Consider the following 23,510-nt stretch of genomic DNA (forward strand, 5'->3'; position numbering starts at 1 on the left):
TATCAATCAGAGGATCAAACTAAGATGGCATCTTTGGAAGACGACATCGTCGCAGAAGTGGTTTCATGGGCGGAAGTTCATAAAGACACCCGTAAACTGGCACGTGAACTGACAAAACGTGAGAAATTCAAAGGCATTATCGCCATTACTCGTGGCGGGTTGATCCCGGCGGCCATCATGGCACGTGAACTGGGTTTGAAACTGATCGATACAGTCTGTTGCGAAGCTTACCGCGATGACGCGGCACAACTGAACGATTCGCCCGTTAATGTGATGAAAGAAGCCACACTGACCGATGACGGCGAAGGCTGGCTGCTGGTGGATGATCTGGTTGATACCGGAACCACCGCCAAGGTCGTGCGCGAAATGCTGCCAAAAGCTTATTTCGTCACGCTTTATGCCAAACCGGAAGGCAAACCGCTGGTCGATTCTTTTGTAAAAGAGGTCGAACAGGAAACCTGGGTCTTCTTCCCGTGGGATACGCAACTGCAATACAGCAAGCCCATTGGCACCGATAAGGGTTAATGCCCACTCATATCGGTGTTTCACCAAGATAAAGAATCGTCAGTTTATCTCAACATCCCATCCGGGATTTCCATCAGCTTGGGCGTATCAGTCCAAAGCAACACACAGCGCACGGGCTTGTCCGGGTAAATCAGTTCCAACGCCTGCTTATAGGCTTTCATCTGATTGATATAAACTGTCGGGACCTTTTTAACCGTGCGCGGCGGGGGCCGGTTGGTTTTATAATCGATGACGACGACCTCATCATCCTTGACCAATAAACGGTCAACCTGTGCTGAAATCACACGACCCGCCACTTCCCCCACAATCGGCACTTCGGCCTGTGAATTGGGGCTGAAGACTTCGGCAAATTCTTCATCGCATAGAACACGCAGGGTTTCTGCAGCGATTTCTTCCTGTTGAGTCTCGCTTAAATCCAGATTGGCGCCGCGCAAATATGTGCGCGCGGCACCATCACGCTGATCTTCCGGCAGTTCCGGCAGGGTTTGCAATAGGGCATGAATAATATTCCCGCGTTTGAAGCGATAGCCATGATCATCGCCCAATGGTGAACGTGTGGCGGGTTCCGGTTCAATCGGTTTGGAAGGTGCAAGCGGTTTGGGCGGGCTGGGTTCCATGCCGGGTTTGGATTTCGCCCAGTCAGGTAAAGGTTCCTGCACCAGATCAAGCTGGCTCGGCCCGGTTTCGACTTTGACCTCTTTTTCCTGCGCACATGTGAGGCGGAGAAGCTGACTTTCGTCACTTTCTTCAGCAGTGTCAAGGAAAGCGTCATCCAGTTCTTCGGCGACACCGGAAAGCCCGTCTTTGATCAGGTTGTACCAGCAATTGGCGGGGGCAGCGCGTTTGGTTTCCCAGCCACAGACATAGAGGCGGTCTTCCGCACGCGTTAAGGCCACATACAAAAGACGACGGTATTCTTCATCCCGCTTCTGATTGAGCCGTTCTTTTTCTGCCTTGGAAAGGTCTTCCATATATTCTGATTTTGGCGGCCAGATGAAGAGCTCTTCTTCCTCATCTGGATCACGTGGCCAGAAGAGTTTTGCCCCCATGGTCGGGGCTTGTAAGGTATCGGGCATAAAGACGATGGGGGCCTGCAGACCTTTTGCGCCATGAACGGTCATCACCCGCACCGCATTGTGGCTGGCCTGTTCCAGGTCCCGCTTTACTTCGGTATCACCCGTTTCCAGCCAGGCGAGGAAGCCTTCCAAAGCGGGCGCATGGCTGCGTTCAAACTGCAGGGCGAGATCAAGGAATTCGTTAAGCGGGTCTTCAGCCTCAACGCCCAGACGTGAAATCAGTTTTTTGCGACCGTCAAGCGCGGTTAGCACATAGGTAAACAATTCAAACGGTCGCACATAGTCCGTGCGGCCCATCAGGTCGGCCAGATAACTGTGGGCCTGATGGAAATGCAGGTCGGACTTTGCCCGATCCCGCAGTGATGACCAGAGGGAACCTTTGCGTTTATAAGCCAGATCAAACAGGTCTTCATCGGTCATACCCAACAACGGACCTTTGAGGACGCAAGCCAGTTGCAGGTCATCATCGGGTTGCAAAAGGAAGCGACCAAGCGCGACCAGATCCATCACCGCCATTTGCTCGTTCAACACCATCCGATCGACACCCGCAACGGGTACATCCAGTTCTTTCAGGGCGCGCACAAGCTCTTCCACAAAGCCGGAACGTCTGCGCACCAGTACCATGACGTCGCCTGCTTCAATGGGGCGCCCCTTGGCTTCCAGCGTTTCTTTGGTCAAAAGCATCTTATGAATGCGTTTTGCTATAAGCTTGGCTAATCGTGCACGCGGACTATCAGCCTGAATACGTTCTACAGGCGGCTTCCAGGCGGGGCTGGGGTTGGCCGGGCTTGGTTTGATCGCAGGCCAGACTTCCACCAGTCCGCCGTCTTTGGCGCGCCAGGCATCATGGTGGATGGTGTCGTCAATCTCTACACCTTGGGCCACGACCGGATCACTAAAGATCGCATCAACGGCTTGCAGGACGGCACGGGTAGAACGGAACGACACGGTCATAGGGACTTCGCGCCAGTCCTGTTCGGCCTGCGGGACATGTTCGGCAAACAGATTTTTCATCCGTTCAAACTCTGCCGGGTCCGCGCCCTGAAAGCTGTAGATCGACTGTTTCACATCACCCACGGCAAAGATGGTGCGCGGGCTGTCTTCCTCATGTGTGCCGATCCCGGCAAAGAATTCCTGCGTCAGGGCCTCAATCACGCGCCACTGGTCCGGGTTGGTGTCCTGGGCTTCATCGACCAGCACATGTTCAATCCCGCCATCCAGCTTGTAAAGCACCCAGGGCACATTCTCCCGGGTCAGCAGATCACGTGTTTTCAGGATCAGATCGTCATAATCCAACTGGGCGGCGCCGCGTTTATATTTTTCATAACTGTCCAGCAGGCATTTACCGATGCGTAATAAGGCATTGGTGGTCTGAAGTGTGGTTGCCGCTTTGATCTTGGTCAGGGTGCGCATCATCCGCAAGGCTTCGACGTTCAAGACATCGACCGCTGATGGGGTTTCTGCCGCTGCGCCTTTGGTGATCAGAGTTTTGCGCACTTCGCCTTTGCCTGTCAGGAACGCATTGGCATAGTCATCAAACTTGTCGAGGCGTTCGGCTTGCGTGGCATTCAGCCAACCTGCCAGCACTTCACCGCGCCCCCTATCTGTTTTGGACCCGTTGAGCAACCCATCAATGGCAACGCGTAGGCCTAACGCGTCGAAACTGTCCTGTTCAGATGCTTTTTCTATAATACGCGCGGGCGTATCGGTGATGTTCAGTTCCATCAGTTCGGCCAGTCGAGCGACCAGTTTGCGCACACCACCATGATAGTCTAGCACCCGGCGCAAGCGACCGCGTTCCCCGGCCAATGCGCCCATCAGTTCGGGAAAGGCGGTTTCGTGGATATGGCTGGTGACGATGCGCAGGGCCTCATGCAGGTCCGGTGTGCGGCCCAGGCGGGCATCGATCAAGATGTCATCCTGTGCTTTCTTCAACAGTTCAGCGGCGGATCGTTCATCCATCACCTGAAAGTGCGGGGCGATCTCGGCTTCCAGCGGGAAACGGCGCAGCAAAGACTGGCAGAAGGCGTGGATGGTCTGGATTTGCATGCCACCGGGGGTATCCAGCACATAGGCGAACAACTGACGTGCCAGCGTGAATTCTTCGGGCTTTGCCGGGCGTGTCAATAAATCTTCAAGGGCGGCCTGCAAGGCCGCATCCGACATGATCGACCATTCCCCCAGCTTATCGGCAATCCGGTTGGACATTTCAGCCGCTGCGGCCTTGGTAAAGGTCAGACACAGAATATGCTGCGGCTTGGTGCCCGTTACCATTAACGAGAGCACCCGGTCGGTCAGAACTTTGGTTTTACCTGTGCCTGCGTTTGCGGCTACCCAGACCGATGCACGCGGATCAGAGGCTTTGCGCTGTACGATATTGGGGTCAAGAAAGGTTGTCATCGTTTGCCCCCTCTCATACCTGTCATCCCGGATTCATTCCGGGACAATCGGTTGATGCAGGTGCGCGCCTTCCCAAGGTCGTCCCGCAACAGGTGCGGGATGACAGGGAGAGTGAATAAAGCTTGCTTTATCATTCATCTTCCCCCGGGGCAGCGGTGGACCATTCTTTAACGCGGGCCAGATGTTCGTAGTCGGAATATTTCGGCGCATTTTCCGGATTTGGACGTGATCCATAAGGCGCTTCGACCCGGTCATAGGCCGCGACCAGCCCTTTCAGACCTTCCAGTGCATCTTCAGCGATCTGAGCGGGATTGTCAGTTGCTGGCACTTTCTGTCCGGCAACCTGTCCGCCACGCAAACGCCAGAATTCCAATTCCTTGACCTCGCGCGGGCCGAATTCTTTAAACCCGCCTTCCATGGCGATGGCGGCTTCCAATGGCAGTTGCGGGGCAAACCCGGCTTCGACTTCTTTCTTGGTCGGCGGCACACCCGTTTTATAATCGATGATGGAAATCTCACCGTCCTTGAATAAGTCCAGGCGGTCTGCTTTGGCGGAAAGTTTGAACGGTCCACCTGGCGCATCAAAGGCGATGGTGCCTTCAATCTCACTGTAAGTTTTGGCAATTAACGCACGGCGATCATTTTCCTGTTCGATAAACCAGTCACAAATCCTCTCGAACCGTGGCCACCAGAAGGCCCAGATGCCGGGATTTTCCAGCTCCCCACCAAAGACTTCGCGGCCAATGGCGCGCAGTTCCAGGTCCGCATTGTTCGGCAAATCCTTGGGGAATTTTTCCATAAATATTTCTAATGCTTCATGGATAATATTACCATAGTCCGCTGCACCAGGGTCAGCGTCAATGGCATCCAGTGCCTTGATGTTTAATATATTTCTGGCATAAATGGCGTAAGGATCACGCATCCATGTTTCTACACGTGTGACATACATTTCACGTGGGCGTGCAGACACAGGCGGGCGGGGTGCAGGTGGGCCGACGGCCTGAATTTTCGCCACGTAATCAAGGGCTGCCTGCCAGGAAAGCCACCCGGAAGAGCCTGAGAATTGGTCCGCTATTTCAGTACCGGACAAACGATTTTCCAGACGGCGCAGCCAGCGAGATCGCACGGTCGGTGTGCCATCCACCCGGTCAGATCGGGTGATGATGACGCGCGGGGCGCAGAAGTTTTGGGTGAAGTCATGAGCGGTTTGACCGATCTGGAATTCCGGTTGTGGCAGACCGAAATCATGCATCATTGGGCGGCTCATCCACGGGCTTGCGGTCACATCCGGTGGCCAGGTGCCTTCGTTCAGTCCGCCAAGTACGATTAAATCAGCGGAATGAAGTCGAGCTTCAAACAGACCAAGGATCGCAAGGCGGGGATGTGCGCCAAACTTGGGACGCACGGCTTTGCCCAGCATTAAGGCATCAAACAGGGCGGGGTAATGATCCGGTTCCAACTCCCCAAATCCTTGAGCAGCGATCATCAGCTCAGAAATAAAATCGGCTGAGGCTTCCCCTGCTTCGCCGGACCAGAGGCGCTGCACGCCGGGTTCCATATCGGTTGCGGCAAAGGCTTCAGCAGCCTTGACGTGAGCTTCGATCAGTTTGATCACATCGGTTTTTTTGCGCTTCATCGCCTTGGTGAAAGGATGAAGGGCGGTTTCGATGTGACTTAGGAGCCCGCGCAAATCTTCCAGTATCTTTTTCTGAACGGTATTCAGGCGGTTGGTACGTTTGCGCCAGTCACTTTCCAGACGGTCCAGGGCAAAGCGCATGCCGTCAATGCCGGGGCCGGGACGGGGGCCACGCAGGATTTTAAGTTCCAGCTGGCGCACCAGTCGGCGAAAGACCATGGGGCTTTGCCCGGCGGCACTTAACGGGTGTTTGCACAGGGCCAAAAACGGGATGGGGGCGAAATCTTCCGCCACACATTGGGCCATCAGCCGCAGATAGGTCCCGGTCGGGCTATGTTGCAGCGGTGTTCCTGCCGAATCGTCAATTTCAATGCCCCAGCGACGCAGTTCGGATGCGACCCGGCGTGCAAGGTTTCGATCTGGCGTCACAAGGGCGGCGGTCTGTCCGGGATGGCTCAGTTCCTGGCGCAACATCAGGGCAATGGCGCCTGCTTCTTCAAACGGGGTGGGGCAATCGACCCGTTCAACCCCATCCAAAACACTGCCGACGGGATGATCCATGGATCGCCATTTATCGGTTGTTTTGGCAGGCAGCATGGCTTCGGATAACAATTTCGCACGCGTCGGATGTGATCCTTCAATCCCGTGGTTGCCCCAATCTTCGACTTCTTCCGGTCCCATATGCAGGCGATCCAGCAGTTGCTTCAGCCCAAACTGGGGGTGGCTTGCGGCCAGATGTTCCCAGTCATCATCTTCCATATAGGTATCAAGCCCAGGCAGCACGACCATCCCTTGGGGCAGGCGCGCGATACAGGCAAGCAATCCGGCAACGGCCGGGATGCTGGCGGTGGAACCAGCGGCAATAATCGGGCCTTGGGGTGGTGTTTCCTCCCACACACGGCGCTGGGCATCCAGCAGGCGATTTCTGCGATCTGCCGGATCGATGACGCCTTCGGATTCCAGGATCACGGGCCAGTGATCGGTGAGGATTTTCAGGAAATCGAGGGTGATATTCCAATGTTCGGCGTAGTTTTCCGGCACCAAAGATTTCAGATCGTGAAAGGCAAGTCCTTCGGTATGGACCTGATCCAGCAGTCCGGCGAGTTCGCCTGCCAATTGGGCGGCCTGATCTGCCGTTGTTTTATCGCCTTCGAATCCCAGGATCAGCCGGGTCAGCAGCATCTGGCGACGAAGCGGGGAAATCGCTGGCTTGATGGCATTGATCCCGCCAATATCCTGCCATCCGGTCAGCGCCAATTCATCTTCGTCCAGATCGCCAAGGGGCTGCATGCGCGGCAAAAGCAAAGGTTTGCCTTCAGAAAAGCGTAGAAAAGCATCACGCACAGTGCGGCACGCCCGTCGGGTCGGTAACAACAGCGTGACTTCCGAGAGTTTTTCCGGGCGATCACCAAATCTGGACACAATGCCACGGGCCAAGGCATCTGCAAAAGAGACATTGGGGGAAATGCTAAAGACATGTGGCGCGCGACTGTTCATGGAACGTTTGTAATGGGAAAGGAAACGACGGTCCAGTGGGTTTTCACGCCTTCCTCACGCAGGTGTGATTAGTACGGATTGCAAAGCTGAGTAGAATAGGGGACAAGTACTAACTGAATTTGGACATTCCCCCCATGACTGTAGTGAACGAAATGACGGATACAAATCCACCGAAGCCGAAAAAGAAACTAAATATACTGCCATTACTTATTCTCGCAGGGGGTATTATTGCCTTCTTTGCTTTGGGTGGGGCGGACTATATTTCCCTTGATACCTTACGCGACAACCGCATTGCCCTGTTGGATTGGACAGCAAACAATTATGTGCTGGCCGTTCTGGCTTTTGTGGTGGCCTATCATGTGGCGGTAATGTTTTCGCTGCCCGGTGCAGTCTGGCTGTCTCTGGCAGGCGGATTTATGTTCGGCACTTTTGAGGCAACGGCCTATATCGTCATTGGGGCGACAGCGGGTGCCATCGGGATCTTCCTGCTGGCGCGTTATGCGCTTTATGATTTCTTCCATGCCAAGGTCGGCAAGACATTGGATAAAATGGAAAAAGGCTTTCAGGAAGATGCGCTCAGCTACATGCTGGTGCTGCGCCTTGTGCCCCTGTTCCCCTTCTGGCTGGTGAACCTTGTGCCTGCTTTGCTGGGGGTGAAGCTTCGCACTTACACCATAGGGACTTTCGTTGGCATTATCCCGGGGGCCTTTGTTTACGCCAGTGTCGGCAGTGGTCTGGGTGCAGTCTTTGATGAAGGCGGGACACCTGATCTGGGCATTATCTTCAGCCCTGAAATCATCACACCTATTATTGGACTGGCCTTATTGGCGATGGTTCCTGTAGTCTATAAAAAAATCAAAAACCGGGGGAAGGCATGAGCGAGATCATTAAAACAGACATTTGTGTCATCGGTGGTGGATCAGGCGGTCTTTCCGTTGCAGCGGGCGCATCCCAAATGGGGGCCAAGGTTGTCCTGGTTGAAAAAGGAAAAATGGGCGGCGACTGCTTGAACTACGGTTGCGTTCCTTCCAAAGCCCTGCTGGCCGCCGGTCATGCGGCACAAGCCGTGCGTCATGCTGGAAAGTTTGGTGCCAATGCGACACTGGATAGTGTGGATCAGCAAGCTGTGCATGATCATGTCAAAGGCGTGATCGCAGGCATTGCGCCGCATGATTCAGTAGAACGGTTTGAAGGTCTGGGCGTTCAGGTTATTCAGGCCGCGGCCAAATTTACCGGACCACAAGAAATTGAAGCGGATGGCAAACGCATTCAGGCCAAGCGCTTTGTGATTTCGACCGGATCACGTGCCATGATCCCGCCGATTCCCGGTCTGGATGAAACGCCATATTATACAAACGAGAATATCTTTGATCTGACTGAAGCGCCGAAACATCTGATCGTTATCGGTGGTGGGCCTATCGGGATTGAGATGGCACAGGCCCATCGACATCTAGGTTGTGAAGTGAGCGTCCTTGAGATGTTCACCATCATGCCGAAAGATGATCCGGAACTGGTTGATATCGTGCGCACCCGTCTGAAGAATGAAGGTCTGAACCTGCATGAAGGCGTTAAAGTCGTGGGTGCAACCAAAACAGCTGATGGTGTGGAAGTCACCATTGAACGTGACGGTAAGGAAGAGAAAATCCAAGGTAGCCACCTGTTGGTTGCGGCGGGTCGTCGCGTCAATGTGGATGGGCTTGATTTGGAAGCGGCCAATGTGGCCTATGATCCGCGTGGCATTAAAGTCGATGCGCGTCTGCGTTCATCTAACAAAAAGATTTTTGCCATTGGCGATGTGGCTGGCGGGTTCCAGTTTACCCATAAGGCCGGATATGATGCGGGGATTGTGATTCGCAATGCCTTGTTCCGTCTTCCTGCGAAGGCGGATTATACCGCCATGCCCTGGGTGACCTATACGGCACCGGAACTGGCGACCGTTGGGATGGATGAAGTGGCGGCGAAAAAGAAACATGGTGAAATCCGCATCCTGCGCTGGCCGTTTTCTGAAAATGATCGTGCCCGTGCTGAAGGTGAAACCGATGGTCTGGTCAAGGTTGTGACCACGCCGAAAGGTCTGATCCTGGGCGCTTCCATCGTTGGGCCACATGCGGGGGAACTAATCCAGGTCTGGACACTTGCTTTGGCGAAAAAGATGAAGATTGGTGATATTGCTTCCACCGTTGCGCCTTATCCAACATTGGGTGAAGTGTCCAAACGCGCGGCCGGGTCTTTCTATACGCCATCGCTGTTTAGTGAGAAGACGAAGAAAATTGTTCGCTTCCTGCTGAGCTTTGGATAATCTTTTACCATGACGAACATGCGCGATATACGTGTCAGCCTGTCGGCACGGCTTTTGATCCTGACCATTATCTTTATTTTGCTGGCAGAAGCCTTCATCTACGTGCCGTCCATTGCACGATATCGCGACGTTTATTTTAAAGAACATATGGAAACCGCCCATCTGGCCGCGCTGGCACTTGAGGCAGCGCCCGGCCATATGGTGGATAAATCCCTTGAAAATCAGCTTCTAAAACATGCCGAAGCCTATGGTGTTGTTTTGGTAGAAGGGCAGAAGCGGATGCTGGCTTTATCCAAAGACATGCCGCCCGAGACCAATCTGACGGTGGATTTGTCAGAAGAAAAATGGGGCGCTATGGTCTTTGGCGCGTTTGATACCATGTGGCAGAGCGAAAATCGCGTACTACGCGTGGTCGGCCCAAGCCCGCGTGATCCAGATGTTTATATGGAAGTCATTCTGGACGAAGCACCCTTGAAGATGGAGATGGTGGATTATTCACGCCGGATTTTGAATCTGTCGCTGGTGATTTCCCTGATTACGGCTGTCCTGATTTACCTGAGCCTTCATTTACTGATGGTGCGCCCGGTTCGACGTCTTGCCAAAAACATGGCTGATTTCAGAACCCACCCGGAAGATGATTGTTCCACCATTCATCCATCTGGTCGCAAAGATGAAATTGGGCTGGCGGAAGACGAGTTGCGCGAAATGCAGGGCGAATTGCGTAAAATGCTGCGCCAAAAAGATCGCTTGGCGGCCATTGGGGCGGCAGCGGCCAAGATCAACCATGACCTGCGCAACAGTCTGGCGAAAAGCATGCTGATTTCGGACCAGTTGGCGAGCAGCACGGATGCCAAGGTGCGTGAACTGGCCCCGCAACTGTCCCAAACCGTGGATCAAGCCATCGATCTTTGTTCCCAAACCATGGACTATGTCGCCAACAGTACCCCGCGTCTGGATAAGGAACTGTTTTATGTGCAGGATCTGGTGAATGAAGTATACAGCCATGTAGAAGATTTGCTTAATCGAGATTGTGAAGTCATCAATCAGGTCGATGATTTGGCTGAAGCCGAAGGCGATGTCACCCAGTTGCGCCGCGTGCTCGGCAACCTGACCCGTAATGCCATCCAGATGGGGGCCAAGCGGGTGGAAATTTCGTGTTTGAATAAACCCGAAGACGGGGTGACAGCCATTGATGTGCTTGATAATGGCCCCGGCCTGCCCGAGATTGCCTTGAAAAATCTGTTTAAACCGTTTGAAGGATCGGCCAGACGTGGCGGCACAGGCTTGGGTTTGGTGATTGCGCGTGATATCTTGCAGGCCCATGGCGGAGACCTGGCGCTTATTCATACGGGCGAAAAGGGGACCTGCTTTCGGTTAACCCTGCCTGTGATGGATAATGGAAATGGCGACGTGGAATCCTGAGACTTATTTGAAATTTGATGCCCCGCGCTTGCGCCCGGCCCTTGATCTGATAGGGCAAGTCCATCTGAAGAACCCGCGCACTATCGTTGATCTGGGCTGTGGTCCGGGTAATGTCACGCAGATTTTAAAAGAACGCTGGCCGGATGCGGATGTAACCGGAATCGACAGTTCACCCCATATGCTGGAAAAGGCCAAGGCTGCTTATCCTGATGTCAGTTGGCAGCAGGCGGATGTCTCAACATGGAAACCGGATGGGCCTGTTGATTTGATTTATTCCAATGCCTGTCTTCATTGGCTGGAAGATCATGAGGGATTATTTACGCGCTTGTTTTCTTATCTGAGTTATGACGGTGTTCTGGCGGTCCAGATGCCGAGCAATTTTGCAGCCCCGACCCATCAGTTGATCCGCGATGTATTGGGGAAAGGCCATCCGCTCTCACCCGGTTTTCCGGTCCATGCACCGCAGGAATATTATGACTGGCTGGCGAGTGAGGCCATGCATCTGAACCTCTGGGAAACGACTTATCAGCATATCTTGGAAGGCGACAATCCGGTAGCGGATTGGACAAAGGGGGCCGCCCTTCGCCCCGTTCTGGATGATTTGACCGATGATCAGGCACGCAAGGAATTTGAAACAGATTATCGCGCCCGAATCGCCAAAGCTTATCCCAAGTCAGGTAATGGCAAGACGGTAATGCCGTTTAAACGGTTCTTTTTGATCGCGCAGAAATAGCCTTAGCGGGTCTTCACACTGACGCGGTAAGTCAGGAATTTCTCCCCATTTGCGGGCACTTCAAACTGCCAGACGGCGCGCTGGCCCTGCTGTTCCTTCAACTTGTCGCTAGCTTTTTCCAGGTTCCATTCACCGGGGAAGCTTTCTTCAATGCGCACGGTTTCTTTGGTCTTTTTGGCGTTCTTTACAACGACTTTATAAGCGGCAGTGAATTTATATTTCCCGTCGCGATCAAATTCCGTCTGGGTACGTTTGATGGTGACGTCAAAGCTTTGGCCCGGATGCAGCTTCGCTTTGGTGTCCTTGGGGGCACGTTTCAGATTATCTTCGCCGATGAACTGCAAATTCCCCTGATTGTCCTTGCGATACAAACGGGCGAGACCTGACGGCAAGGGCTGACCAGATGTGTTGGTGAAGCTCAGTTCAATTTGTGGATGGCTGGGCGTGTCGGTGTTATGGGGAAAGGCGTTATAGACCGGGCCATAACGTTTGACCAACACGCGCTTGCTTTTAAACGAAAGCGGCTTGATCAGGGCGACCTGTTTGGTTTCTTTTTGTGGCAGGTCCACCTTGCCCGGCAATTGATAAAGATGAATACCGCCCAATGATTGCGGTGCGCTGGCTGTACTTTCCGCCACACTATCCATCATTGCCATGGCACGCGGGGCAGATTTGGCCATCATCATCTGTGGGGTCGGGCGGCTGCGGCGATTGATATTACCTGCGGCCAGATTAAGGGTCGCGTTTTTGTAATCCACACCGGATGTGTTGGTTAGATTAGCCCAGGATCGAACAGCCAGGGTCTTGCCATCGCCTGCGACTTCCACACTATAAGAGGTATGCCATTTCAGCCCGTTGGTCAGATAGCCAAGCGCAAGGTCGAGATTGCCTTTTTTCGCCACATCAATATCCGCCATCAAAGACGGTTTGGCGCGTAAGCCTTTTGGCAGTTGATCCAGCACCAGATTACCCGGTTGGCCGACCTCGATTTTACCGTCGCGTTCAATGATTAATGAGCCTTGATTGGACAGAATTTTCGCCTTGATGACTTCATCCTTGCCGGTCACTGAATTAAAACGACGGAACGAAACGGTTTCGCCCACTGATTTTTCAAGCAGGACGGATGGGGTCAACAGGTCAAAAGCAAAGCGGCGCTCCTTAATCGAAAAGTTGTTACCGGCAATAAGAAGACTGTCCGGGATCAGTTGTGCACTCACATCCTCAAAGGCGATACTCTGCGCCCCTTTGTTCAGACTGACTTCCCGAAGGTCACGCACAAATCCCAACCCGTTTTGATAGATGGTCAGGCCCAGATCTTTCTGGTGGGACTGATCAAGGGCGGTTTCTGCCAACGCCGATGTGGACATCAAAAGCGCGGATGCAAACAGGATACGGGTGGGCAGATGGGACATGTCTTCCTCCTTGAAATTTATGAAAGAACATGTTGCCTGTTCGCCGCGTGCGGGGCAAGCTTGCACATGAAAAAATTCATGCTATGAGTGTGTGGCGTGAATAACTAAAAGGGCAAAGACGTGGACGTTTCATTTCTGCAAGAATTTTTGGCAAATACCGATCTGGTGATCAGTGTGCTGGTCGGGCTAACGGTCATCAGTCTGCTGGTTGCTGTCTTTGCCTTGATGCGAAAGAATGCACCAGTAGAAGAGATCGCTGATCCCCAGGCCGAGCAGATGGCCCTGCAAATTCAGGAAATGAGCCGTGTTCAGGCGGAACTCACCGGGCGTCTTGCGCAGATGAATGAAAATCAGAACCGCGCGCAGCAAACAGTGAATGAGCGTCTGCAGACCCAGGAACGCGCGATTACCAAAACGCTGGATGAACGTTTGAACAATCTGACCCACCGCATGGGTGAAGGCCTGTTGGAACAAACAAAATCCACTGCCAAACATATGTCTGGTCTGGCCGAACGTCTGGCGGTTATTGATACGGCACAAAAGAATATCATGGACCTGTCTCAACAGATGGTGGGCTTACAGGATATTTTATCCAACAAACAGACCCGTGGGGCCTTTGGCGAAGTGCAGCTGGAAATGTTGGTCACCAACGCTTTGCCGCCGTCTGCCTACAGCTTTCAGGAAACTCTATCCAACACCAAGCGCGTGGATTGTCTTTTGAACCTGCCAAACCCACCGGGGTCCATTTGTATCGACAGTAAATTCCCGCTGGAAAGTTATCAGGCTTTGCAGGCTTCCGACAATGACCAGGACAAGCTTCTGGCGACCCGTACGTTTAAGGCGGATGTGCTAAAGCACATTAAAGATATCTCTGAAAAATACATCATCCCGGGCGAAACGGCTGAAAGTGCGCTTATGTTTTTGCCCTCAGAATCCATCTATGCGGAACTGCACGCCAATTTCACCGATGTGGTAGAAAAATCCTATAAGGCCAAGGTCTGGATTGTTTCCCCCACAACGCTGATGGCGACCTTAAATACGGTGCGTGCTGTCCTGAAAGATGCCCGCATGCGCGAAGAAGCAGGCCGCATTCAAAAAGAAGTGATGACCTTGCTGGAAGATGTGGGACGCCTGGATAAACGGATCGACAATCTGGATCGCCACTTCAGCCAAACCACCAAAGACATCCGCGATATTCAGATCACGACAGGCAAAATCACCAAACGGGGGGAACGTATCGAAGAGATTCAGCTTGGCGAAGACAGCCCGGCAGAAGAATTGGCGCCACCGAGAGAGCGGATTGAATAGATGATATGACAATAACTTCATTAGTTGTATTTTTATGACTAATCTGTAAACTGTCGATTTTGGTGCTCTAATGGATTAACTAAATGAAAAATATAAAGAAATATGCAGGGTTTATTCTACTCTGCTTAACACTCACTTCTTGTATGTCTACTAATAAACATCTTAAAAAAAATGCTGAAATTTCCTTAAAGGCTGATACTGCACTCGTCCTTTTAACCATGCAGGAGATATTTGTTTTTAAACCGGGAAAAGCATCAGTGGTTTTGAGATCGGATGAGGGGCAGGTGGTCTTAGACTCTCTTGCTCGTTTCTCTGGGCCGCAAGATATGGACCGTAAACACAGAGGCGGGGCAACATCTTATGTGGCAATGGAAGTACCTGCTGGAGAATACAGTTTAAGCCGATGGTTTTTTAAGTTCCGTTTAGGGCATTCCTATGAAAAACCCAAAACAAAAAGCCTGAAGTTTGATGGTGGGAATATCTATTACCTTGGTCATTTCACTGCGAACAATTTCAGTGAAGCAGGGCAATTAGAAGCTAAGTTTGAGGATGATAAAGGATACTTTCTCGAAAAATATCCATCTCTAAAATCACAAGAAATTGTAAATGTGTCAAAAGATTGGGCTTTGTCATGTTGGCCCACAAACCAAACGCTCAAGTATCATAAACTTGATCTCGTGGGCAAGCTCGATGAAACAGAAAAAAAATTCTATGCAAAAGACCTAAATCGTTGTTTTCCGAAATAATTGATGTCTTGGTAATGACGGAGGTAAAAAAACTCCGTCATTGCTTTGCACTTGAATTAGGGAGCGAGTAAGCGCAACACCTTGAGGTGTATTAATTTCAACATTGTCAACAATCAGAAATTGCATTAGGTTTTTCCGGTGTTTTTGATATTGGTGCTCTTTTCATGCCTCCTACTTTCGTATAAAAATAACCCAACCAAAAAAAATCAGGAGAAACGGTTATGGGATTGATCCTCGTCGGATGTGGTAAAATGGGTGGTGCGATGTTGGAAGGCTGGTTGGATCAAGGCGTGCCGAAAGACAGTATCCGCATTATCGAAAAATCAGAAGAACACGCACAAGCCCTTCGCGATACCCACGACATTCGTGTGGTCGATGATCTGGCTGATATCGAAGAAGGCTTCCCTGCCGACATCGTGATCCTGGCGGTCAAACCACAGGTGATGGACGTGGCCGTTGAGGCTGCCAAGCGTTTTTCTGATCAGGCGACCTATATGTCCATTGCAGCAGGCAAGACCATCTCTTATTTCGAAGGTATTCTGGGTAAAGATGCCCGCATTGTGCGCGTGATGCCAAATACACCGGCGGCTGTTCGTCGCGGGATCAGTGTGGCTTGTGCCAATAACAATGTTAGCGATACGGTGAAAGAAACCTGCACCCAATTGCTGGAAGCTGTGGGCGAAGTGGGTTGGGTGGATGATGAAGCCCTGATCGATCCGGTGACAGCCGTTTCCGGTTCCGGTCCGGCTTATGTGTTTTATCTGACGGAATGTCTGACCCAAGCCGGGATCAAGGCGGGGCTGCCGGACGATCTGGCGGTGAAACTAGCGCGTGCCACCGTTGCCGGATCAGGCGAACTGATGCGTCAAAGCGGGATAGAGGCGGAACAGCTGCGCATCAATGTAACCTCACCGGGCGGGACCACTCAGGCCGCGTTGGAAGTCCTGATGGCAGAGGACGGAATCGCACCGATTATGGAAAATGCCATCAATGCTGCAGTGCAGCGAAGCAGGGAATTGGCAGGGTAGCCTGGTATTTATTGTGCGCCGTCACAAAAAAATCATAGACCACAAAGTTTTTAATTTTCAATAAGTTATATTCTATTTTAGGACTATATTAGAAAATTAGAACCTCTTGTTTGTGCGGCGCACAAAAAAAGAGTTGACTCTTTTGATCAGTTCACACATATTGGCTCCAGAAATTTTGCAGTGCAGCAAACCTTTTTACTTTTTATTTGGAGCTAATCAAATGCCAGCCGCTAAAAAATCCACACAAGCTAACCCATTCGCTTTCGATTCTTCCAAAATGTTCGGCGACTTCGACCCGACTAAACTGATGGGCGAATTCGATCCACAAAAATTCATGGGCGACTTCCAGAAAGCGTTCTCTGAATACAAAATCCCAGGCGTAGACGGCAACGTTGTTCTGGAAAGCCAGAAGAAAAACGTTGAAGCTTTGGCTCAAGCCAACAAAGTTGCTCTTGAAGGCATGCAGGCTGTATTCAAACGCCAAGCTGAGATCCTGGGTCAAGCTATGGAAGAAATGCAAGCGACTTTCAAAGACATCGCAACAGCTGGTGAGCCACAAGACAAAGTTGCTCAGCAAACTGACCTGGTTAAAGACGCTGTAGAAAAAGCTCTTTCCAACATGCGTGAACTGGCTGAGATGGCTGGTAAGTCTAACACTGAAGCTTTCGAAACAATCCGCGCTCGTTTCACTGAGTCTCTGGACGAAGTTAAAGCTGAAGTTCTGAAGCTGAAAAAATAAACCTTCCCCCCTGTAAGGTTTACCTTAAGAGGCTGTTCCTTCCCTGAGGAACAGCCTCTTTCTTTTGTGCGCATGCGAAAGCTTTCCTTGACAAAGGGGGCGAAAAAGCAGATATAGCGCCCAAGAAGTTTTTCCGTGTGTGCGAGTTAATGCACGCACCTGGGCACAAAGAGGCCCAAGGTTGCGTTTTCCTTTGCCCCGATATGGGCATCATGTGCGGAAGTTTATTATAGGCCATCGAAACGCATTTGGATGGTTTGAACGCAGATGACACAGGAATACGTGACATGACCACATTTGATATGTTGGGTCTGGCGAAGCCGTTGCTTGACGCCGTCCAGAAACAAGGTTTTACGGAACCGACCCACATTCAGGATAAATCCATCCCACACCTTATGAACGGGTTCGACCTAATGGGCGTTGCCCAGACAGGCGGCGGTAAGACAGCAGCTTTCACCCTGCCGATGCTGAACCGTTTGCTGGAAGAAAATGAAAAGACCGTTGCGGGTAAACCGCGCTGTGTCATTCTGGCCCCGACCCGTGAACTCGCGCAACAGATCGGTGTAACCATCCGTTCTTTCACCAAAGGCCAGAAGATTTTCCATACCGTGATCTTCGGTGGCTCACCCTATCGTCAGCAACTGCAGCAGCTGCAACGCGGCGTGCATATCGTTGTTGCGACACCGGGTCGTCTGATGGACCATATGGAACGCGGCACCATCAAGTTTGATCAGGTTCACACCTTCGTTCTGGACGAAGCCGACCGTATGCTGGATATGGGCTTTATCCATGATGTGAAAAAGATCGCGGCTGAAATGCCGGAAGAACGTCAGACCGTGATGTTTTCTGCCACCATGTCAAAGGCCGTTCGTGGCCTGGCACAAGGTCTGTTGAACAAACCGAAATCTGTGGAAGCTGCACGTGAAAATTCTGTTGCGACCACCATCGATCACCGTGTCATGCATATGAAGCAGAAAGACAAGCCAAAGCTTCTGGCCCATCTGCTGGAAGACCCGACACTGAAGAAAGTGCTGATCTTTACGCGCACCAAAGCCATGGCGGACCGTCTGTGTGACAATTTGAAGGGCCAAGGCCGCAAGGCCGATGCCATCCATGGGGATCGTCAACAGGCTGCGCGTCAACGCGTGCTTCGTGCGTTCCGCAATGGCAATATTGAATTGCTGGTGGCAACGGATGTGGCTGCGCGCGGTATTGATGTGGCCGATATCACCCACGTGATCAACTATGATATGCCGTTGGAAGGCGACAGCTATGTACACCGGATCGGTCGTACAGGTCGTGCAGGTCAAAGCGGTGTTGCTCTGTCTTTCTGTACGGACGGTGAAGGTGATTTGTTGCAGGTGATTGAACGCACTATCAAGCAGCGCGTTGATATTCATTCCGATCATCCGTTCCATCAGGACCCGCTGCCGTTTACACGTCCATCTGGCGATCAGAAACGTCGTCGCTTTGGTGGCGGTGGCAAAGGCAGCCCGCGCAAGTTCGGCACCGGCGGTCCACGCAAAAAACCGGAAGGCGGCTTTAAAAAGAAAGGCCCCGGTTCTTTCAAGAAAACCAAGGCCAAATCCAATAACCGCAAGAGTTCGCCAAAACGTCGAGCGGCCTAAGTTCTTGCTGTGTCCCGGCAAAGGCCGGGACCTCTTGTAAGCAGATGCACGTCTTTTAAGAGACCCCGGCCTTCGCCGGGGCACAGTGCGTGTGTTTGTGCTTAGCTTTCAGTAGAACAAGTTTTCACACCGATCAGCGTGTAAGCCGGGCACCAGCCAAGTAAAGCGGTTGCCAGCGGCACGATCCCGATGAAGCCGATCCAGTTATATTCATTTTCCGGGAAGAAGATGGCAAAAGCCAGCAAAGCCAGACCGGCAACAATGCGCAAAATTTTATCGAGAGAACCCACGTTCTTAGTCATAACCCATACTCCTTAATAACAAAACTCATTGAAACGGAGTAAACAAGATTATGGCTGTGGCTTCTGTGACTTAATCACATTCAGCTGAAATAAAGGACTGAAGGCCGGATTTATCAGTGATTTTCACCTGTCCGCGTGACAAGGTAATCCAGCCCTTACGCTCAAATTCCTTTAGCTGTCGAGAGATCACTTCACGTGCGGTACCAAGCTCCACAGCCAATTCGTAATGGGTTTTTTTCAGGATGGATTGACTATCGCTTCGATCCAGCAGAAACTGGGCAAGACGCAGATCAACCCGGCCAAAGGCGACTTCTTCTACCAGTGACACCAGATTGGAAATGCGCGTGCCGTAGCTGGCAAAGACCAGTTCGCGGAATACCTGGGATCGGTTTAGCAGTTCATTGAACTGGGCCACAGGCAGGGCGATGGCCGTTGTTTCACTTTCGGTGATTGCCTCGGCAGAATAAAGATCACCGGATAAAAGGCAGGCGGTGGTCAGAATGCAGGTCTGGCCGTCTTCGACCCGATAAAGCACGATCTCGCGGCCCGTTTCCCCAATCATCTGAACCCGCACACACCCATCCAGCACCATCAGAAAAGCACCGCAGGTACTGCCCGTTTCAAACACTTTGGCCCCTACCGGAACGGTTATTTGCTGCAAGTGAGGTTGGATGAAGGCGGCGTCATCTGCGCTGAGTTTTTCGAAGCCGGGGATGTTGGTTATCTGGTTCATTGTCCTGCCCACATATCGTCATTCCTGCGCAGGCAGGAATCTAGTTTGGATAAGGAGTATCATAAAAAATGAATATTGCCATCAGAGATTCTTGCCTGCACAGGAATGACAGTTGAACGCTTTGTAAACCATCCTTTAACTCTCTTTCTCTAAACTGATAAAATGCATGAATCTGAATGAATGAAGAGAGCTTACACCCATGGCCCGCAGCAACACAAAAACTCAACGCACGCCTTTATTGCCGCCCGGTGCACACGCCTTTTTGGTGCGTCGATCAATTGAGTTGGCAGGTCTTTTATTAGGCGCGATGGCTGTATTGTTGTCCGTGACACTGGTCAGTTACAATTCGGGTGATCCGTCGCTGAACAGCGCCTCCCCGCATGATGTCCAGAACCTGATGGGGCCCATCGGAGCCTATGTGGCAGACGTCTTCGTGCAGTCAGTCGGGGTGATTTCTATCGTTCCGGTGCTGGTCTTGTTTACATGGGCCTGGCGGATTGCGTCCAAACAGATGGTAACGAATTTATGGATGCGTCTGGTCTTGTTGTGTGCCAGTACGCTGTTGCTTTCCATCGCCTTTAACAGTGTGCCTGCGCCAACGGACTGGCCGTTGCGCAGTGGGCTGGGCGGCTTGTCCGGTGTTTTGCTGCATGGGCGATTGATGGCATTTGTTGGCTTTGTCGGTCTGGCAGATGTGCCGATGCTTGATCTGGCTATCGCGGCTGTGGCGGGCATCCTGGGGTTCTTCGGTCTGATTTATGGTCTGGCCTTGTCCAAAAACGAATGGTCCGTGATGGGCCATGGGGTTGGGGCAGCCGTTAAAGGGACGGCCGTCGGTTCCGTTGAAGCGGTGCGCAAAGGCGTTGGCGTCCTGCAACGCACCAAGCTGGAAGAAATGATTGAGGAAGAAGAAGGCGGCCCGATTGAAGAAGGCGCACCTGTCTTGAAACGCAAACGTTCGGCCAAGCGGGTGAAAGAGCCGGAAGTAAATATGGACGTGCCGAAAAAAGCTTCTAAAGCCAAGCAACAATCACTAGCCCTATCACCGGACAGCTATAACTTCCCGCCGATGGATTTGCTGACGGAAGCAACCGCTTTGCAGAAATCAGCCGCCAAAATTGACCGTCAGGCGCTGGAACATAATGCAGAACTGCTGGAACAGGTACTGGCTGACTTTGGTGTAAAAGGCGAAATTGTTGAGGTTCGTCCCGGTCCTGTTGTGACTTTGTATGAACTGGAACCAGCCGCTGGCACCAAGACATCGCGCGTAATTTCGCTGGCCGATGATATTGCGCGGTCCATGTCGGCCATTTCTGTGCGGATTGCCGTTGTGCCCGGGCGCAGCGTGATCGGGATTGAATTGCCGAACGCGAAACGTGAAACCGTATATCTGCGTGAACTGCTGGAATCGCAAAGTTTTGATAATCCGAAAGCCTCGCTCAACATGGCGCTGGGTGTAGATATTGGTGGACAACCCGTCATGGCAGACCTTGCGCGTATGCCGCACCTGTTGGTTGCCGGGACCACGGGGTCTGGTAAATCAGTCGGGGTCAATACCATGATCCTGAGCTTGCTTTATCGCATGACGCCGGAAGAGTGCAAGTTCATCATGATTGACCCGAAGATGCTGGAACTGTCTGTCTATGACGGTATTCCGCATCTGCTGTCCCCTGTTGTGACGGAGCCGGGCAAAGCGGTGATGGCGCTTAAATGGTGCGTGCAGGAAATGAATGAACGTTACCGCATGATGTCAAACCTGGGCGTTCGCAATATCTCCGGCTATAACGCGAAACTGGCGGAAAGCCGCAAGAAAGGTGAAGTCCTGACCCGTCGTGTTCAGACAGGGTTTGACCCGGAAACAGGCAAGCCGATCTTTGAAGAACAGCCCCTTGATATGGAACCGATGCCGTTCCTTGTCATCATCGTCGATGAATTTGCCGATCTGATGCTTCAGGTGGGCAAAGAGATTGATGCTTGTATTCAGTCTTTGGCGCAAAAAGCACGTGCCGCCGGTGTCCATTTGATCATGGCGACACAGCGTCCATCGGTGGATGTGATGACCGGGACGATCAAGGCAAACTTCCCGTCACGTATTTCCTTTACCGTAACCACCAAAATCGATTCCCGCACCATCCTGGAAACCCAAGGGGCCGAACAGCTTCTGGGGATGGGGGATATGCTCTTTAAACCGGGGGGCGGCCAGGTCTCCCGTGTCCATGGTCCGTTTGCTTCTGATGAAGAAGTGGAAGAAGTGGTCACGCACCTGAAGAAACAGGGCGAACCGAAATATCTTGATGCCGTCACCGAAGAAAGTGATGAACCCATTGACGGTCTGGTGATGCCAGCAGGTTCTGTGGGTGGTAATACATCAAGCGGCGATGCACTTTATGATCAGGCCGTACAAATCTGTATTCAGGACGGCAAAGCCTCCACCAGCCACATCCAACGCCGCCTCTCCATCGGCTACAACCGCGCTGCACGCATTGTAGATCAGATGGAAGAAGACGGAATTGTGTCTGCGCCGGACCGGGTGGGCCGCCGTAAGATTCTGGCGGGTAAGGATGGGGTTGAGTAAGAGGCTGTGTGTATTACCAACCATTTTTTAACCCATCAAACTCCTCATCTCTCTTTGCAAGGTAGCGCTTAATAGAAATGAGACTGCAAATTCGACCATTAGGGGTTTGGAGTGCAGTTGAAGTAATTGGAACAATAACGCCATCATTACGTACATATTCATAGATTGCACCATAAGTGGTACCAGTAAAACGTAATTTCAGGGCATTAAGTTCCTCATAGTATTGTTCTAAAGTCATAAAACTTCTCCTTGATTGGAATCGAGGGCCAAACATAGAGCGTTTGCAAAAATGCGGTAAGCTACTCAAAAAAACGATTGGGTGAGCTTTAAGACTTTTCTTCGACATTATTCTTGTCATGAGTCGCGACTCAAAATTCACCGTATCAAACTATATGAAGCGATAATCTTTTTTAAAAAATTATATAAAATAGCACTTTATGCCATATAAATGCATCACGATGCATGAATATGCATGCATCAGGATGCATCGCGAAAAATAGCACGGAAGAACATTAGGAGTATTGATATGCAAAAAACAACCTGTTATAAGTCATGTTAAGTTTGTTACTAAGGACGCATTAACAATGAATTTTCCCAACTTACAATTAAGATTGGATATCTTGAAGGCATTGAGTTTTGAGATTGATAATTCGAAGATTGCAAAAGAAATTAGTCGGGATAAAACAACAATTCAGCGTTGGCGAATTGATGTTAAAAAAATCAAGAAATCACTTGAGGTGGATTTCATCAAGAGTCTTTGTAAATTTTGTAAAAATCAGGATGGGGAAAAGGTTCTCAAGCTTGAATTTTTTACAATTAATGACGATATGATTTGGTGTGAAAAGATTGGTCTTTCCAAGTTAAAAGCTGCTATTCTTTGTAATTACAATATTCATGTTCCAAACTTACTTATTGATTCTGCAATTAACGCAAAGGATACGTCTCTTTACGTTGGGGATTATTTACTCTTAAGGCACGACAAAGAGCAAGCCCTTCAAGAGCGGCCCTATATTCAAGCAACCGTCTCTATTGAAAATAACTCTGATGGTTCTCTGGAATACAAAGATTTTTGGGCACATGAAGATGAGAAACAAATCTATATTGGTTCTGTGTCTATTGTAGGAAAAGTTATCAATATCTTAGGAGAGAAGAAAACTACTTCTGCGGGCAATAATCAAGAGGTTTTCTGGTCCGGATTGGAAGCGAAAATTGATATCGTGAATGATAAAATTACAGGACTGTACGGATACGTGTCAGATTTGACTTCTGGTGGTCAGGGGCATCTTTATACCGACCGCCTAGTTCTGATTAAAACATCAGCAGAAGAAGTTGAAAAAGTAAAAGAAGACGGTCTTTTCTATGTGGATCAGGACTATGTTCGTCGCGTCGCAGGTGAGAAATGGCTCAATTTCATTGATGCGTGGAAAGATGTGCCGATTGACTAATCGGCA

Annotated in this window: 18 protein-coding genes; 12 read left to right on the forward strand and 6 right to left on the reverse strand. The window is 51.2% G+C overall.

Annotation, left to right across the window (positions count from 1 at the left end; translation table 11 throughout):
• Positions 1-24 precede the first annotated feature (24 nt).
• Positions 25-525 (forward strand): xanthine phosphoribosyltransferase, encoded by a 501-nt coding sequence (gpt, locus tag RYZ26_RS12970; RefSeq protein ID WP_317683645.1) that lies wholly within the window; start codon positions 25-27, stop codon positions 523-525.
• Between the two features lie 44 nt (positions 526-569).
• Here the strand turns inward: gpt and addA are convergent, their stop codons facing one another.
• On the reverse strand, positions 570-4,001 hold the full coding sequence (addA, locus tag RYZ26_RS12975; RefSeq protein WP_317683646.1) for a double-strand break repair helicase AddA: 3,432 nt from the start codon (positions 3,999-4,001) through the stop codon (positions 570-572).
• A 130-nt stretch (positions 4,002-4,131) separates the two neighbouring features.
• Positions 4,132-7,134, reverse strand: coding sequence for a double-strand break repair protein AddB (addB, locus tag RYZ26_RS12980; protein WP_317683647.1), 3,003 nt, complete (start codon positions 7,132-7,134; stop codon positions 4,132-4,134).
• Between the two features lie 134 nt (positions 7,135-7,268).
• On the opposite strand from addB, the gene RYZ26_RS12985 reads away from it, so the two are divergent.
• Genes RYZ26_RS12985 through RYZ26_RS13000 form a run of 4 tightly spaced genes read left to right on the forward strand, consistent with a single transcriptional unit; the run spans position 7,269 to position 11,588 of the window.
• A complete protein-coding gene (locus RYZ26_RS12985) occupies positions 7,269-8,012 on the forward strand; it encodes a TVP38/TMEM64 family protein (protein WP_317683648.1) in 744 nt (247 codons plus the stop codon).
• On the forward strand, positions 8,009-9,433 hold the full coding sequence (locus RYZ26_RS12990) for a dihydrolipoyl dehydrogenase family protein (RefSeq protein ID WP_317683649.1): 1,425 nt from the start codon (positions 8,009-8,011) through the stop codon (positions 9,431-9,433). Before RYZ26_RS12985 ends, RYZ26_RS12990 begins: the two co-directional genes overlap by 4 nt.
• A 9-nt stretch (positions 9,434-9,442) precedes the next feature.
• Positions 9,443-10,855 (forward strand): sensor histidine kinase, encoded by a 1,413-nt coding sequence (locus RYZ26_RS12995; protein ID WP_317683650.1) that lies wholly within the window; start codon positions 9,443-9,445, stop codon positions 10,853-10,855.
• A complete protein-coding gene (locus RYZ26_RS13000) occupies positions 10,836-11,588 on the forward strand; it encodes a methyltransferase domain-containing protein (protein WP_317683651.1) in 753 nt (250 codons plus the stop codon). Before RYZ26_RS12995 ends, RYZ26_RS13000 begins: the two co-directional genes overlap by 20 nt.
• 2 nt (positions 11,589-11,590) lie before the next feature.
• On the opposite strand, the gene RYZ26_RS13005 is transcribed toward RYZ26_RS13000, so the two are convergent.
• A complete protein-coding gene (locus RYZ26_RS13005) occupies positions 11,591-13,000 on the reverse strand; it encodes a DUF4139 domain-containing protein (protein WP_317683652.1) in 1,410 nt (469 codons plus the stop codon).
• A 120-nt stretch (positions 13,001-13,120) separates the two neighbouring features.
• Here RYZ26_RS13005 and RYZ26_RS13010 point away from each other — a divergent pair, with 120 nt between their 5' ends.
• The 5 genes from RYZ26_RS13010 to RYZ26_RS13030 all read left to right on the forward strand — a co-directional run bounded on the left by RYZ26_RS13010 (position 13,121) and on the right by RYZ26_RS13030 (position 18,449).
• Complete coding sequence (locus RYZ26_RS13010; protein ID WP_317683653.1) at positions 13,121-14,308, forward strand: DNA recombination protein RmuC; 1,188 nt, start codon at positions 13,121-13,123, stop codon at positions 14,306-14,308.
• An 83-nt stretch (positions 14,309-14,391) separates the two neighbouring features.
• Entirely contained in the window at positions 14,392-15,054 is a 663-nt protein-coding gene (locus RYZ26_RS13015; RefSeq protein WP_317683654.1) for a hypothetical protein, read from the forward strand.
• Positions 15,055-15,275: 221 nt separating this feature from the next.
• Positions 15,276-16,082 carry a pyrroline-5-carboxylate reductase gene (gene proC / locus RYZ26_RS13020; RefSeq protein WP_317683655.1) on the forward strand — a complete coding sequence of 269 codons (807 nt, stop codon included), beginning with the start codon at positions 15,276-15,278 and terminating at the stop codon, positions 16,080-16,082.
• A gap of 220 nt (positions 16,083-16,302) precedes the next feature.
• Complete coding sequence (locus RYZ26_RS13025) at positions 16,303-16,821, forward strand: phasin family protein (protein ID WP_317683656.1); 519 nt, start codon at positions 16,303-16,305, stop codon at positions 16,819-16,821.
• Between the two features lie 287 nt (positions 16,822-17,108).
• The gene (locus RYZ26_RS13030) at positions 17,109-18,449 is read left to right on the forward strand and encodes a DEAD/DEAH box helicase (RefSeq protein ID WP_317683657.1); all 1,341 of its coding nucleotides are present in this window, start codon (positions 17,109-17,111) and stop codon (positions 18,447-18,449) included.
• 101 nt (positions 18,450-18,550) lie between these two features.
• Here the strand turns inward: RYZ26_RS13030 and RYZ26_RS13035 are convergent, their stop codons facing one another.
• Together RYZ26_RS13035 and RYZ26_RS13040 are read right to left on the reverse strand one after the other, a co-directional pair.
• The gene (locus RYZ26_RS13035) at positions 18,551-18,751 is read right to left on the reverse strand and encodes a YgaP family membrane protein (protein ID WP_317683658.1); all 201 of its coding nucleotides are present in this window, start codon (positions 18,749-18,751) and stop codon (positions 18,551-18,553) included.
• A gap of 70 nt (positions 18,752-18,821) precedes the next feature.
• Positions 18,822-19,484 (reverse strand): Crp/Fnr family transcriptional regulator, encoded by a 663-nt coding sequence (locus RYZ26_RS13040; protein WP_317683659.1) that lies wholly within the window; start codon positions 19,482-19,484, stop codon positions 18,822-18,824.
• Between the two features lie 199 nt (positions 19,485-19,683).
• Between RYZ26_RS13040 and RYZ26_RS13045 the strand changes: the two genes are divergently transcribed.
• Positions 19,684-22,059 carry a DNA translocase FtsK gene (locus RYZ26_RS13045; protein WP_317683660.1) on the forward strand — a complete coding sequence of 792 codons (2,376 nt, stop codon included), beginning with the start codon at positions 19,684-19,686 and terminating at the stop codon, positions 22,057-22,059.
• A 13-nt stretch (positions 22,060-22,072) separates the two neighbouring features.
• Here RYZ26_RS13045 and RYZ26_RS13050 read toward each other — a convergent pair whose 3' ends face one another.
• The gene (locus RYZ26_RS13050; protein ID WP_317683661.1) at positions 22,073-22,297 is read right to left on the reverse strand and encodes a hypothetical protein; all 225 of its coding nucleotides are present in this window, start codon (positions 22,295-22,297) and stop codon (positions 22,073-22,075) included.
• Positions 22,298-22,643: 346 nt separating this feature from the next.
• Between RYZ26_RS13050 and RYZ26_RS13055 the strand changes: the two genes are divergently transcribed.
• A complete protein-coding gene (locus RYZ26_RS13055; protein WP_317683662.1) occupies positions 22,644-23,504 on the forward strand; it encodes a hypothetical protein in 861 nt (286 codons plus the stop codon).
• The last annotated feature ends 6 nt before the right edge of the window (positions 23,505-23,510 follow it).

Source organism: Terasakiella sediminum, assembly GCF_033100395.1.
GTDB lineage: Bacteria > Pseudomonadota > Alphaproteobacteria > Rhodospirillales > Terasakiellaceae > Terasakiella.